This is a genomic window from Nesterenkonia halotolerans (assembly GCF_014874065.1).
In the GTDB taxonomy this organism is placed as follows: Bacteria; Actinomycetota; Actinomycetes; order Actinomycetales; family Micrococcaceae; genus Nesterenkonia; species Nesterenkonia halotolerans.
The window spans coordinates 394,534-408,256 of sequence record NZ_JADBEE010000002.1 but is presented as its reverse complement, the minus strand read 5'-3'; the positions used below and the strand labels follow the sequence as shown (position 1 = coordinate 408,256).

The following is a 13,723-nucleotide window of genomic DNA, read 5'->3' as shown; positions in this document are numbered from 1 at the left end:
GAGCGGCGTCGTCGCCGGGGAAAACTGGCCGGAGAATCCGTCGCACGCAGCCCAGCGACCATCGCGCCCCAACGGCCCACCCACCCACCCACGCGAAAAAATCGTAGAGCTGCTGAGAAGTCGTAGCGCTATAGCTCTACGATTTGCTAGAGCTCTACGATAATCGCCACGGGGCGGTCAGTGGAGGAGGCCGGCGGGGCCTTCGCGGCGGACTCGATCGTCGGTGGCCAGGGCCGCCCAGGCCGCGGAGAGCAGGTAGACGAGGCTGAGCACGAAGAAGTAGATGAAGAAGCCCAGCACGGTGGCGAAGGAGGACACGATCAAGTTGCCGGACTCCACCCCGTTGAGCAGATATGTGGAGAGGTAGCGAAGCAGCGAGGAGCCCACGCCGGCGATCAGCGCCGCCCGCCACAGCACGGAGACCGGCATCACCACCCGGGAGGCCATCCGGAAGACCAGCACCGAGACGAGCAGGTCCAGGATCAGCGGGACGCCCACGGTGAGCAGCGTGCCCACCAGGCCCTCCAACGCGCTGAGATCCCAGCCGAGGATGTCGGCGCTGAAGTTGAACAGCTCGGTGGAGAGCAGGCTGGTGGCCGTGGCCGCGAGCAGCATGGACCCCAGCAGCACCATCACCAGGAGGTCGCGCGCCTTCACGAGCAGCACGTTCTCATCCATCAGCGGTCGGTCAAAGATGCTGCGAATTCCGGCGCGCAGACCATTGATCCAGCTCAGCGAGGCCACCGTGGCCACCAGCAGCGAGACCACCAGGGTGACGCCGAAGCCGCCGGTGGAGAACAGGTCCTGCTGAGTGGCGAGCCCGCCTTCGCCGATCACACCGGGCAGGGCGTTGTTCGTGAGCTCCACGATGTCGTCCTGCAGCGCAATATCACCGCCGATCACGATGCCGGCCACGGAGAATCCCGCGACGAGCGCTGCGGAGACCGAGAAGAACATCATGTACGCCGCGCCGGCGGCCATCACGGGCCCGTAGTGGAACAGGAACAGGTTGAGGATCCGCATCGGGTGCGTGGTGTCCAGCCGGGTCAGCCCCCAATAGAGGCTCGGACCGATCATCTGCACCCGGCTGCGTCCCTCTCGGCGCGCATGGCCCCAGGCGCGGCGCGCCTTCACCTCGCGGCGGCGCAGACCCTCCACGTCGAGCGGGTTGACCATCCCCGAGACCTCTTCGCGGTCGTTCATCGCCTTCGCAGCCGCGCGCGCGTGCCCGGCGATGACACCGTGTCCGCCGGTCCGAGGCCGCAGCCGAGAGGGATCCTCGTTCATCGCCTGATCATCCCGAGGCCGGGAGGAACCCGATCTTCTCGTAGACCTCGGCGAGGGTCTCTGAGGCCACCGAGCGGGCCTTCGCGGCCCCGGTGGCCAGCAGCGCGTCGAGCTGGGCGGGATCCTGAAGCAGCTCCTCGGCACGGTCACGGATGGGCCCGAGCCGCGCGACGACAACCTCGGCGAGGTCCACCTTGAGGTGGCCATACATCTTGCCCTGGTACTCGTCCACGATCTCCTGGACCGGGCGGTCGGTCACCGCCGAGTAGATGCTCAGCAGGTTCGAGACGCCCGGCTTCTCGGCGCGGTCGAAGCGGATCTCGCCGCCGTCGTCGGTCACGGCTGACTTGATCTTCTTGGAGATCTGCTTATCGGTGTCCATCAGGTTGAGCAGGCCGTTCGGCGACTGCGCGGACTTGGACATCTTCGCGGTGGGGTTCTGCAGATCGTAGATCCGCGCCCCGGACTCCGGAATGAAGGGCTCGGGCACGCGGAAGGTCTCCCCATAGCGGTGGTTGAACCGCTGGGCCAGGTTCCGGGAGAGCTCCACGTGCTGCTTCTGGTCCTCCCCCACCGGGACCCCGTGCGGCTGGTAGAGCAGGATGTCGGCGGCCTGCAGCATCGGGTAGGTGAAGAGTCCGACGCCGGCCGCATCGGCACCCTGCTTGGCGGACTTGTCCTTGAACTGCGTCATCCGCGAGGCTTCGCCCATACCGGTCAGGCAGGTCATGATCCAGCCCAGCTGGGCGTGCTCGGGCACATGGGACTGCACGAAGAGCGTGGAGCGTTCGACGTCCAGGCCCCCGGCGATGTACTGGGCGGCGGTCCTGCGCACCCTCATGCGCAGCTCGGCCGGGTCCTGCTGCACGGTGATCGCATGCATGTCCGGGATGAAGAAGAAGGCGTCGTAACGCTCCTGCATCTTCACCCAGTTGACCAGCGCTCCCAGGTAGTTGCCCAGGTGCAGGGAGTCAGCCGAGGGCTGCATCCCGGAGAGTACGCGCTCAGTCACAGCAGTTCCTTCGTGTCATCAGTCGGGTATGGGTGGGCGGATGCGGACCGGGGCATGGCCGCGGGGCTCAGGGAAGCTTGTAGTCCACGACCAGCGGCGCGTGGTCGGACCAGCGCAGGGAGTAGTCCACCGCGCGGTCGACCTTGAGGTTGGAGGCGAGCTCCGCCAGGCTCGGAGTGGCCATGTGGTAATCGATCCGCCACCCGGTGTCGTTGTCGAAGGCCTTTCCGCGGTAGGACCACCAGGTGTAGGGGCCGTCGACCTCGCCCGCCAGGCAGCGGGCCACGTCCACGTAGCCCAGCTCGCCGAAGTAGCGGTCGAAGAAGGCGCGCTCCTCCGGCAGGAAGCCGGAGTTCTTGACGTTGCCCTTCCAGTTCTTGATGTCGAGTTCGCGGTGGCCCACGTTGAGGTCACCCATCACCAGCAGATGGTCGGTGCGAGCGGCAAGCTTCGGCAGGTAGTCGGCCATATCGGCCAGGAAGCGCATCTTGTGGTCCTGCTTGGTGGTGCCCACCTCGCCCGAGTGGACGTAGACGCTGGCCACGGTCAGCGTGCTGCCATCGCCGAGCGTGTAGTCCGCCTCGATCCACCGTCCGTCGTCCTCGGAGTGACCTGCGCCGATGCCAGTGCGTGTGGCCACCGGTGCGCTGCGGGAGATGATCGCGACACCGGCGCGGCCCTTGTCGGCGGCCTCGTGCTCATGGATGTGCCAGGTCTCGCCTGTGGGCTCGGTCATCTCGGCGACCAGCTTGGTGAGGATCTCCTCGTTGGCGCGGACCTCCTGCAGGGCGAGGATGTCGATCTCGCGGTCCGCCAGCCACTCACCCATGCCCTTGCGGTGCGCGGCGCGGATGCCGTTGACGTTCACCGAGGCGATGCGCGTGTGGCTGCCGTCCTTGGCGTCCACGATGCGATGCGGGTGCTCGCCGAAGTCGGGGGTCTCGGTGGGGTTCGCTGCCTGGGTGGGGGTGTCCGTCACGTCTGGTCCTCTCAGTTGACGATCTCGCCGGTGATCGGGCGGTCGTCGTCGTTGTTGCGGCCGGATCGTGAGTCACGGCGGCCATCCTGTCCGGAGTCGTCCCCGGAATCCCGCCCAGCGCCGTGCTGGGAGGAGGGCCCGCGGCCCACGTGCTCGGAGAGCATGTCGCGGCCGTTGCCCGCGGTGGTCTCGATGGTGTCCAGGGCGCGGTCGACCATCTCCAGGTCGGCCTCAGCTCCCTTGGCCAGCTCCTGGGTGATCACCCGCTTCTGCACCTGGACGATCTTGAAGGAGTGGTCCAGCTTGAGGTTCCGGGCGTGGGTGTCCTCATCGACCACTGCGGTGCCGCCGCTGGCGTCGGCGCGGCGAGAAGCGGCGTCGGCCCGGGCAGAATCGAGGGTGTCACCGAACTTCTTGGCACCGGAGCGCACCGAGAGGACCAGCACCGTGGCCAGGAGCAGCCAGCCGCCGGCGACGACGGCGATGATCCAGCCGATGACGTCGTTCTGGTTCGCGGCAAAGACCAGCGCGACCAGGAGCACGGTGATCATCACCGCGAAGCTGATGCCGGAGGTGCGCCGACCGAAGTTCCTGACTGCGCCGGCTGGGTTGCCTTGCGGCAATGACTGCGGAGAACTCATGGGCTGATTATCGCTGGCATCGCGCACCGAATGCCAATCGCCGCCGACAGTTCACCCACGGGCGAGGGCCAGCGGGCGCACGTGTCTGGAATGATGGTCTGGACCGCAGCGCCAGAGCCGCCACGACGACCCTCAAGGAGACCACCCGATGTCCGAACAGCCTCAGACCTCCCGCCCAGCAGATGAGCCCGAGCGCACCACCTGGATGCGTCGCTACGCACTGGATCCGGCGCTGGCCGATGAGTTCATCTCCTTCCTCACGAAGCAGGTCATCCCCGCCCGCGAGGAGCGCGGATTCACCGTGGAGTCGATGTGGCTCTCGGACGGCAAGGACGAGCTGACCTGGTTCGTCAGCCGCTTCGGCAACCGTGAGGAGTTCCTGGCGGCCGAGCAGGCCTGGGAGGAGTCACCCGAGCGCGCCGCGATCTTCGCTGACGCGCCGGCCTACGTGACGGGCAAGGACCTGCGACCGGTCACCCGGCTGCGCTGAGCGCTGCCCGTTTCGCCGCGAAGATCGCGGCCGCCACCGAGCTGAGCATCAGCCCCGCGATGACCAGAGTGGCGATCACGATCCCGCTCTGGTGCCCCTGTTCGGCGGTGACCGAGAAGTAGATTCCGGTCACCACGGCGATGCCGATCGCGGTAAAGACCCGCTGCACGGTCTGCGCCACTCCCCCGGCGGCTCCGGCCATCTCCTCCGGAACATCATGCATGGACAGTGTCTGCGCGCTCGGAATGATCAGCGCCTGCGAGATTCCGACGACGCCGAGTGCCGCAGCCATCAGCCAGATGGACCCGTACGGAGTCGCCATGAGCGCCGCGGTCCCGGAGAGCAGCAGCATCGCGGCCACGGCGGTGATCGTGCCGGCCACCAGGATCCTGGGGCCCTTGCTCTCCACGGCCTTACCCACGCGGGAGGACAGCAGCATCACCATGACCGCGCTGGGCAGTGTCACCAGCCCTGCAATCAGCGCTCCGCGCCCCTGACCCTGCTGGACGTAGACCGCGACCACCGCCCAGATGGCTGGCATGCCCGCGAAATAGAGGCCGAGCACCATGGAGTTCAGCGTGTAGCTGGGCAGCGCGAAGAGCTTGAGGTTCACCATCGGCGCCGACTCATGGCGGCGGCCCAGCCGTCGCTCCCACAGTGCCCAGATCCCCAGCATCAGGAGTCCCGCCACCGCGAAGAGTCCGCCCAGCAGGCTGCGGAACTGGATGAAGGGAAGCATCAGCAGCAGCACGGCAAGGCTGAGCAGCACGACGCCGAGCGGGTCCAGCCGCTGCAGACCGTGCGGCTCCGTGCCGGTGCTGCCGGTGGAGGCGGCGTCGGGCCCGGCGTCGGTCGTGGCGGGTTCGGCAGCGGCGTCGTCGTCCTGGGGCTTCGGCAGCCAGAGCAGAATGCCGATGAGCGCCGCCACGGTGACGGGGACGTTGATCAGGAAGGTCATGCGCCAACCCACATCGGCGGCCGTGGTGTCGATGATGAGCCCACCGAGCGCCGGGCCGGCGGCCACCGCAACCCCGATCACGGTGCCCATCATGCCGTAGGCGCGGCCCCGCGCGGGGCCGCTGAAGAGCTGCTGGATCATGCCGATGACCTGCGGCGTCAGAATGCCGGCGGCGAATCCCATGAAGACGCGGGCGGTGTTGAGCACCAGCGGGCTCATCGCGAGCGCCGCACCCAGGGAGGCCAGGCCGAAGACCACGACTCCGATCAGGAAGAGACGCCGGCGGCCCCAGATGTCACCCGCACGCCCTGCGGGGACGAGCGCCATGCCGAAGGCCAGCGCGTAGCCCGAGAGCACCCACTGCAGATCAGCGGAACTGGCCTCGAGGCTCTCCTCGATGGCGGGAAGCGCGACGTTGACGATGCTGATGCTCAGCAGCGAGGCGAAGAGCGGCAGGAACATCGCTGTCATCATCCGTCGCGAGCTGCCGGTGGAAGTTGTCTGATGCACTGACTCACCCTATCCCCGCCGAGCAGCACTGCTCCGCTCGAGGCTCTCATCTTCACGCAGCGCGATCGCACCCGCGCAGCAAAAACGGGGGCGCCCCCAAGGAGCGCCCCCGTCTGTGCCAACCGCCCCAGCGGCGCAGCATCAGCTGGCCGGACCGGCCAGGGTCTTCGACTACCTGGTGAACTGCTTCAGGTAGGTCTTGACATCGGTGCTGAAAGCCAGCATCAGCCAGTAGACGGTGACCGCGACGTAGAGAAGGGTCAGCACGATTCCCAGTGCATCCACGCCCATCCCGAGCAGCGAGCCGAACGCGATGCCGAGCAGGCTGAAGACCGCCCCGACGAGTCCAAAGACGATTCCGGTCACTCGGGCCCAGTTCTTGTTCTTCTTCAGCCCGAAGTACACGAGCAGGTACAGGCCAACCGCGATGATGAGCGTGACCCACGTGAAGCCGGTGTTCAGGGCCATGCCCATCTCACTCATGTCGGCCGCCTCCTGCGAGGACATGCCGCTCTGTTCGTAGGTCGCAATCATGTCCTGTTGCACCTGATCGCCACTCACGAAGAAGCTCGGCAGCGAGCTGAGCACATAGGCCGCCAACGAGACCAGCGTGAAGGTCTTCAGCAGGCTGAACTTCTTGGGCTCCGCCATCGGACCGCCGTAGGTTCCCGGCGCGTAGGGGTCGGTGCCATACTTCGAGCTCGGCTGACCGTCCGGGTATCCGCCCGGCTGACCACCGGGGTAGCCCTGTCCACCAGGCTGACCGCTCGGGTATCCACCTGGCTGTTCTCCGTAGGGAGGGTTGCTCATATCTGCTCCTTCATCGTCATGGGTGTTCACGATCCACATTAGGCCGGGCGGCCCGGTCCTATTCGTAGCGAAGCGCCTCGATCGGGTCCTTCTTGGCAGCGCGCGCGGCGGGAAGGGTGCCGGCGAGGAATGCGATGCCGATGATCAGCGCGGTGATGCCCAGCAGCGAGAGCGGGTCCACCGCGAAGAGCGTCAGTCCTGCCACCTCGCTGAGCGGCCCCCCTTCTCCGGTGAGCCACGCATTGCCGATCAGCCCGGCGCCGAGTCCCAGCACCACTCCGATCACCGAGCCCAGGATGCCGATGACCACGGCCTCCATGGAGAACAGTCCGAAGACCTTGCCGCTGGACATGCCCAGCGCCTTCATCAGCCCGATCTCTCGGGTACGTTCCTGCACCGACATCAGGAGCGTGTTCACGATGCCGAAGCTGGCTGCGAGCAGCGCGATCAGCCCGAAGCCGGAGAGCACCCAGGACACAGCGTCGATGACGCCCTGGACCGCGCCGATCTGATCCTCCACGGTCATGCCCAGGAGGCCCTCATCGGTCAGCTCACTCTTGACGCTGTCCTCGTTGGCGGCGAGGTCATCCACATCGACCACGGCCATGCTGTAGGCCTGTTCGGCCTGACCCTCGTAGCCCTCCATAGAGAGGTCGCTGAGCTCCTGGTTCAGCTCTCGCGAAGGCATCGGAGTCGCGCCGATCCCGGAGAGCGCCTCCTCGGTGACACCGACGATCTCGGCCTCCACTGAGGTCTGCTCGCCGGTCACATCGCTGATGCCGATCTGAACCGTCTCACCGATGACCGACTCGGCGTCCTCGGTGTCGAAGATGGTCAGCCACTCGGCCGGGATGCTGAGGTCCATCCCGTCGTCGCCGGGGGCCTCTCCTGCTTCCAGCTCGAGACCCACGGCGTTGGCCGGCGAGTCCAGGGTGAGGTCGTACTGGTCGCCGTCGGCGGTCTCCAGGTAGTCCGGGGAGACCATGACCACGGGATCCACGCCGGAGACATTGTCGATCTCCTCGATCGTCTCGATGTCTGAGTCGGTCAGGACACCGCCGCCGGTGCCCGGACCGAACATCCCCCCGGAGCTCGCTGCGGCCTCCGGATCGTATTCGGCAGGACCCTCGGTGGGCTCGGCGTCACTGGCGCCGGCGTTGAGCACGAAGAGCTGCGAGGAGTCACCGAAGCCGGCGACCACGTTGTCCACGTACTTGTTCACCCCGGCACCCAGGCCGGAGGTCAGCGTGAGGGTGAAGGCACCGATCACGATGGCCACCACGGTCAGCGCCGTGCGCAGCTTGGAGCGGAAGGTGTTGCCCAGCGCGGTGCGGGCGACGTCAACTGACCTCATGCGTGCACCTCTTTCACACCGTGCTCTTCGGTGACGATCTCGCCGTCCTGCATCATCAGTCGGCGCTGGCACTTGGCTGCCAGGTCCTCATCATGGGTGACGACCACCAGAGTGATGCCATAGTCGCGGTGCAGACCGAAGAGGATGTCCTCGACGATCTCCGAGGTCGCTGTGTCCAGGTTGCCCGTGGGCTCATCTGCGAAGAGCACCGTGGGCTTGTTGACCAGGGCGCGTGCGATGCAGGCGCGCTGCTTCTGCCCGCCGGAGAGGTTGGTCGCCTTGTTCTTGGCCTTATCGGCCATGTCCAGCTGCTCGAGGACCTCCATGCCACGGCGGTTGCGCTCGGACTTGCCCATGCCGGCGATCTTCAGCGGCAGCGTGATGTTCTCCAGGACGCTCTGGTTCGGGTTCAGGAAGAACTGCTGGAACACGAAGCCGAAGGTGTCGTTGCGCAGCTGGGAGATCTTCTTGGGCTTCAGCTTGTTCACCGGCTCACCCTCAAGTGCGACGACGCCGGCGGTCGGCTCATCGAGCAGCGCCAGCAGGTGCATGAGGGTGGACTTGCCGGAACCTGATTTGCCCACGATGGCGACGGATTCGCCCTCATGGATCTCGAAGGTCAGGCCCTTGAGCGCGTCGAAACGAGTCGCGCCCTTGCCGTAGACCTTGACCAGGTTCTCGGTCTCGAGAACTGGAATGGACATTGATGACCTTTCATCGGGGACGAACGTGAACTTGTTCTTCATTCTCTCGGATGACAAGGGCTCGAACATCGCCCCAAAGGATGAACCTTTGGCGCCGAGTACACTGCATCTCATGCCCGTCGAACATGCGATCCGCGCCACAGGTCTGACCAAGCGCTATGGAGATTTCACCGCCGTAGACGGGATCGATTTCACCGTGAACCGCGGGGAGTCCTTCGGTCTGCTGGGGCCCAACGGGGCGGGCAAGTCCACCACGATGCGCATGATCGCGGCGGTGGCGGCCCGCAGCGGGGGCTCCATGGAGGTGGCCGGCCTGGATCCGGAGCAGAACGGGCCCGAGGTCCGCGCCCGGCTCGGGGTGATCCCGCAGCAGGACAACCTCGACGAAGAGCTCAGCGTCCGCGAGAACATCATCATGTACGGCCGCTACTTCGGTCTGCCGCGACGCTGGCTGAACACCAAGACCGAGGAGCTGCTGGAGTTCGCCCAGCTGAGCCACAAGGCCACCTCCCGGGTGGAGGACCTCTCCGGAGGAATGAAGCGGCGGCTGACGATCGCCCGTGCGCTGGTCAACGAACCTGAGATCCTGCTTCTGGATGAACCCACCACGGGCCTGGATCCGCAGGCGCGTCATATTCTCTGGGATCGGCTCTTCCGGCTGCGCGAAGCGGGCACCACACTGGTGCTGACGACTCACCACATGGATGAGGCGGAGCAGCTCTGCGAGCGCCTGATCGTGGTCGACCAGGGCCGGATCATGGCGGAGGGGTCGCCTGCGGCGCTCATCCGCGAGCATTCCACCCGCGAGGTGCTCGAGCTGCGCTTCGGGCTGGACCGCAATCAGGAGCAGGCCGAGCAGCTCAGCACGCTGCTGGGTGGCGGAGAGGCTCCCGGCAGCATCGGCTTCAGCCACGTCGAGGTCCTCCCGGACCGACTGCTGGTCTACGCCGCCTCCGCCGAATCGGCGTTGGAGCGGATCCACGCGGCCGGTCTGCGACCGATCACCTCGCTGGTCCGCCGCTCCTCGCTGGAGGATGTCTTCCTGCGCCTGACCGGGCGGAGCCTCGTTGACTGATCAGCTCCACGCCAGCCCAGGGATCGAGTCCTCCACGAGCCCGGCGGCTGATAAGCAGGCGCTCGCGGGCGGAGTCCGCCGATTCGGCGCGCTGCACCAGGCAGAACGCACCCTGCGCAGCATGCGCGCCTACGGTGCGGTCATCCTCTTCTCCTCGGTGAGCCAGCCGATCATGTACATCCTGGCCATGGGCCTGGGTCTGGGCGTGCTCGTCGGGGACGGTGGGGACTTCGCGCAGTACGGCGCGAGCAGCTACCTGATGTACATCGGCCCCGCGATCCTGGCGTCCACGGTGGCGATGTCGGCGGGCATCGAGTTCACCTTCCCCGTCATGGAGGGCTTCAAGTGGCGGCGGCTCTACTACGGAGCGCAGGCCTCGCCCCTGAGCCCGGGCCAGATAGCCTCCGGGCATATCCTCGCGGTGAGCGTGCGCTTCGCCGTGCACGCCGCGATCTTCACCGTGGTGCTCGCTCTGTTCGGGGCCGTCTCCTCCCCCTGGGCGGTGCTGCAGATCGGCAGCGCCCTGCTGGGCGGGCTCGCGATCGGGCTGCCGATCATGGCCTATGTCTCCACGCTGCGAGACGAGAAGGGCCAGATGTCGCTGATCCAGCGATTCGTCATCATGCCGCTCTTCCTCTTCTCCGGCACCTTCTATCCGCTGACCAACCTGCCGGGATTCCTGCAGGTCATCGGCTGGTTCTCCCCCATCTGGCATGCCAATGAGCTGGGGCGTGTGCTGGCCTTCTCCCAGCCGACCCCGGCCTGGATGATCCTGGTCCACGTCCTCTACCTGCTCGGCGTCACCGCCGGCGGCTGGCTGATCACCGTCCGGGTCTTCTCCCGGCGACTGGGGCTCGAGGAATGGCGCGGCCGCACGCCGGGAGCCAAGGCCGATGCGCGTCGGCAGACACGCATGGCGGCCAGGGATGGCGCCGACGTCGAACGCGCGGCCGGTGAGTCCGCAGCATCAGCAGACCAGGGCGAGCGGTCGGCGTCGGACGCGGCAGCGACTCTCCCGCGCATCGCCTTTCGCCGCGGTTTCGCCGCGAACTACTACTCGGGCAACATTCGCGCCGTCTTCGGCCGCGGGCTGACCGCGATCCGCAACAACCGCGGAGTCATCTTCCTCTCGGGACTCCTGGAGCCGGTGCTGTTCCTGACCTCCTTCGGGCTGGGGATCTCGCCGATGATCGCCAGCGTGGATGCCGAGCAGGTCGGGCTCAGCGGCGGCGGGACCATCAGCTACGCCGCCTTCATCGCTCCGGCGCTGCTGGCGGTCTCCGCGATGAACGGCGCGATCTTCGACTCCACCTGGAACGTGTTCTTCAAGCTCAAGATCACCAAGCTCTACCGCACGATGATGTCCACCTCGCTGGGACCTGTGGATGTGGCGGTCGGCGAGATCTGTCTGGCGCTGTTCCGCGGCGGGATCTACGCGCTGGGCTTCCTCGGCGTGCTGATGATCGGCGGACTGGTCGATCCGCTCGCGGCACTGGTGCTCTGGTTCGCGGCGCTGTTCATCGCCCTGGGCTTCGCCTCGGTGGGCATGGCGGTGACCTCGTTCCTGAGCCGCTTCCAGCAGATGGACTGGATGATGATGGTGCTCATCCCGATGTTCCTGTTCTCCGCCACGCTGTTCCCCATCAGCGTGTACCCCGCCGGCGTGCAGGTCGTGATCCAGGCGCTGCCGCTCTGGCACGGCGTGGAGCTCATGCGCGACATCGCCTTCTGGGACTTCGGTGCGATTACCCTGGTCCACATCGGCTACTACCTGGTGATGACGGTCATCGGCCTCGCCGTGACCACCTACCGGATGAAGAAGCTCTTCCTCCGCTGAGGCTTCCTCTCCGCTCCCTCTGCGTTGAGCGGCGGAAATACCGGTCAGTACAGGGGCCGAACGGCCTGAACTGCTCGGAGAATCCGCCGCTCAACGCGGAGACCTTTGAATATCTCAATCATTGAAATATTGAACTGTAGGCGGCAGGGGCCTATGCTGACTGTGATGTGTTCTGCATCACACTGAGTGAGCACTCCTTGTGATGCGAGGAACGACCTTGCACAAGGGAGTCATAGATGACCGATGAGCGCGCACGCCCGGGACGAAGGTCCCGCGGCAAGGCACCACTAGACCGTGATGCGGAGATCCACCGACTGCACCGGTGGGAGTCCTCCGCCGCCACGGACCGTCGAGGCGGTGATATCCGGCGGCACACCGACGTCTCCACCTCGGCCGCACTGGACATCCCCACCCGGCCAGACCCCGCGGCCCCGCTGTCCTCGGTCGCGCAGAGCGGCGCGACCGGGCGAGCCACCACCTCAGGTCCAGGCCGAGCTCGACGACGACGGCGGCGCGGCCTCGGCACCAAGGCCCTCGGCGCGGCCGGCGTCGTCGGCATGCTGCTGACCTGGGAACTGCTGCCGCTGACCGGGCTGGTCAACGCACGCTACCTGCCCCCGGCCCACGAGGCCATCGGCGGACTGATCTCCAACTTCGGACTGACAGACTTCTGGGTCGCCGTCGGCGACACCATGCAGGCCTGGGCGCTGGGCATGATCATCGCCGTGGTGCTCGCCACCGTCCTGGGTTTCATCATCGGTTCTTCCACCTTCCTGCGTCGGTTCACGAACTCCACGATCGAGTTCCTGCGGCCCGTTCCCTCGGTGGCGCTGATCCCGTTGGCGGTGCTGCTCTTCGGCGTGGGGATCGAATCCTCACTGATGCTGATCGTCTACGCCTGCTTCTGGCAGGTGCTGATCCAGGTGCTCTACGGGGTCGCCGATGTGGACGCCGTGGCGATGAACACCGCCCGCTCCTACGGTCTCGGCCCCTTCGCCCGGATGCGATACGTCACCTTCCCCACGGCGCTGCCCTATGTGATGACCGGCATTCGCCTCGCGGCGGCGGTGGCGCTGATCCTGGCGATCACCGCGCAGCTGATCATCGGCACACCCGGACTGGGAGCAGAGATCGCCAGCGCCCAGTCCGGAGGCAATTACGTCTCCATGTACGCCCTGGTGCTGGCGACCGGCCTGCTCGGGGTTCTGATCAACCTGGCCATGCGGATCATCGAGCGCAAGATCCTGTCCTGGCACTCCTCGGTCCGCACGGAGGTGGCGGCATGACATATATCCGTACGTTCCTGAACATCATCGCCCTTCCACTGATCCTGCTCTTCATCTGGTTCATCTCTACGCTGGGTGAGACGAGCTTCTTCGTCCCGACTCCTCAAGCGCTGGTGGAGACCTTCTTCGAGACCTGGACCAGCGAGCGCTTCGTCAGCGACGTCTTCCCGTCCCTGGGAAGGCTGATGATCGGCATCGTGCTCTCGATCCTGATCGGCATCGGCGCCGGACTGCTGATCGGCTCCTTCCGGTGGCTGCGTGCACTGCTGGAACCCACCCTGGAGTTCTTCCGGGCCATCCCACCACCGGTGCTCATTCCGGTGATCATGCTGCTGATCGGCATCGGCGACGAGATGAAGGTCTCGGTGATCGTGCTCGGCGCCGTCTGGCCGATCCTGCTGAACACCATCGAGGGTGTGCGCTCCATGGACGAGGTGCTGGCCGACACCAGTCGCACCTACGGGATGAACAAGATCAACAGCATCCGTTACCTGATCCTGCCCTCGGCCATGCCGCAGATCATGGCCGGCATCCGGCAGTCACTCTCCATCGCCCTGATCCTCATGGTGATCTCGGAGATGTTCGCGTCCACCGAGGGCCTCGGCTTCGCCATCGTGCAGTTCCAGCGCTCCTTCGCGATCCCTGAGATGTGGTCCGGCATCGTCCTGCTGGGGCTGATCGGGGTCATCCTCTCGTTCATCTTCCAACTTGCCGAACGCTGGATCCTGGGCTGGTACCACGGTCTGCGCGAGATCGAACAGGCTGCCTGAGCACCGTGCA

General features: G+C 66.2%; 13 protein-coding genes. 5 read left to right on the top strand and 8 right to left on the bottom strand.

Annotated elements, in window-relative coordinates; genetic code table 11:
• Nucleotides 1-177 precede the first annotated feature (177 nt).
• The 4 genes from H4W26_RS12115 to H4W26_RS12100 all read right to left on the bottom strand — a co-directional run bounded on the left by H4W26_RS12115 (nucleotide 178) and on the right by H4W26_RS12100 (nucleotide 3,919).
• Nucleotides 178-1,287, bottom strand: coding sequence for a YihY/virulence factor BrkB family protein (locus H4W26_RS12115; protein ID WP_192592466.1), 1,110 nt, complete (start codon nucleotides 1,285-1,287; stop codon nucleotides 178-180).
• Nucleotides 1,288-1,294: 7 nt separating this feature from the next.
• Nucleotides 1,295-2,299, bottom strand: a complete 1,005-nt coding sequence (gene trpS, locus H4W26_RS12110) for a tryptophan--tRNA ligase (protein ID WP_318779877.1) — start codon at nucleotides 2,297-2,299, stop codon at nucleotides 1,295-1,297.
• Between the two features lie 67 nt (nucleotides 2,300-2,366).
• Nucleotides 2,367-3,206: an exodeoxyribonuclease III gene (locus tag H4W26_RS12105; RefSeq protein WP_378625997.1), complete on the bottom strand. Its 840-nt coding sequence runs from the start codon at nucleotides 3,204-3,206 to the stop codon at nucleotides 2,367-2,369.
• A gap of 83 nt (nucleotides 3,207-3,289) precedes the next feature.
• Nucleotides 3,290-3,919 (bottom strand): hypothetical protein, encoded by a 630-nt coding sequence (locus H4W26_RS12100; RefSeq protein ID WP_192592465.1) that lies wholly within the window; start codon nucleotides 3,917-3,919, stop codon nucleotides 3,290-3,292.
• Between the two features lie 148 nt (nucleotides 3,920-4,067).
• Here H4W26_RS12100 and H4W26_RS12095 point away from each other — a divergent pair, with 148 nt between their 5' ends.
• Nucleotides 4,068-4,409, top strand: coding sequence for a hypothetical protein (locus H4W26_RS12095; RefSeq protein WP_192592464.1), 342 nt, complete (start codon nucleotides 4,068-4,070; stop codon nucleotides 4,407-4,409).
• On the opposite strand, the gene H4W26_RS12090 is transcribed toward H4W26_RS12095, so the two are convergent.
• The 4 genes from H4W26_RS12090 to H4W26_RS12075 all read right to left on the bottom strand — a co-directional run bounded on the left by H4W26_RS12090 (nucleotide 4,393) and on the right by H4W26_RS12075 (nucleotide 8,745).
• On the bottom strand, nucleotides 4,393-5,877 hold the full coding sequence (locus tag H4W26_RS12090) for an MFS transporter (protein WP_192592463.1): 1,485 nt from the start codon (nucleotides 5,875-5,877) through the stop codon (nucleotides 4,393-4,395). The genes H4W26_RS12095 and H4W26_RS12090 overlap by 17 nt on opposite strands.
• Before the next feature lie 171 nt (nucleotides 5,878-6,048).
• Entirely contained in the window at nucleotides 6,049-6,687 is a 639-nt protein-coding gene (locus H4W26_RS12085; protein WP_192592462.1) for a hypothetical protein, read from the bottom strand.
• 58 nt (nucleotides 6,688-6,745) lie between these two features.
• Nucleotides 6,746-8,041 carry an ABC transporter permease gene (locus H4W26_RS12080; RefSeq protein WP_192592461.1) on the bottom strand — a complete coding sequence of 432 codons (1,296 nt, stop codon included), beginning with the start codon at nucleotides 8,039-8,041 and terminating at the stop codon, nucleotides 6,746-6,748.
• Nucleotides 8,038-8,745, bottom strand: coding sequence for an ABC transporter ATP-binding protein (locus H4W26_RS12075; RefSeq protein WP_192592460.1), 708 nt, complete (start codon nucleotides 8,743-8,745; stop codon nucleotides 8,038-8,040). The genes H4W26_RS12080 and H4W26_RS12075 overlap by 4 nt, the downstream gene beginning before the upstream one ends.
• Nucleotides 8,746-8,857: 112 nt before the next feature.
• Between H4W26_RS12075 and H4W26_RS12070 the strand changes: the two genes are divergently transcribed.
• The 4 genes from H4W26_RS12070 to H4W26_RS12055 all read left to right on the top strand — a co-directional run bounded on the left by H4W26_RS12070 (nucleotide 8,858) and on the right by H4W26_RS12055 (nucleotide 13,713).
• The gene (locus H4W26_RS12070; RefSeq protein ID WP_192592459.1) at nucleotides 8,858-9,820 is read left to right on the top strand and encodes an ABC transporter ATP-binding protein; all 963 of its coding nucleotides are present in this window, start codon (nucleotides 8,858-8,860) and stop codon (nucleotides 9,818-9,820) included.
• Nucleotides 9,813-11,657, top strand: a complete 1,845-nt coding sequence (locus H4W26_RS12065; protein WP_192592458.1) for an ABC transporter permease — start codon at nucleotides 9,813-9,815, stop codon at nucleotides 11,655-11,657. Before H4W26_RS12070 ends, H4W26_RS12065 begins: the two co-directional genes overlap by 8 nt.
• Before the next feature lie 557 nt (nucleotides 11,658-12,214).
• The gene (locus H4W26_RS12060; protein WP_192592750.1) at nucleotides 12,215-12,943 is read left to right on the top strand and encodes an ABC transporter permease; all 729 of its coding nucleotides are present in this window, start codon (nucleotides 12,215-12,217) and stop codon (nucleotides 12,941-12,943) included.
• Complete coding sequence (locus tag H4W26_RS12055) at nucleotides 12,940-13,713, top strand: ABC transporter permease (protein ID WP_192592457.1); 774 nt, start codon at nucleotides 12,940-12,942, stop codon at nucleotides 13,711-13,713. Before H4W26_RS12060 ends, H4W26_RS12055 begins: the two co-directional genes overlap by 4 nt.
• Nucleotides 13,714-13,723: the final 10 nt, after the last annotated feature.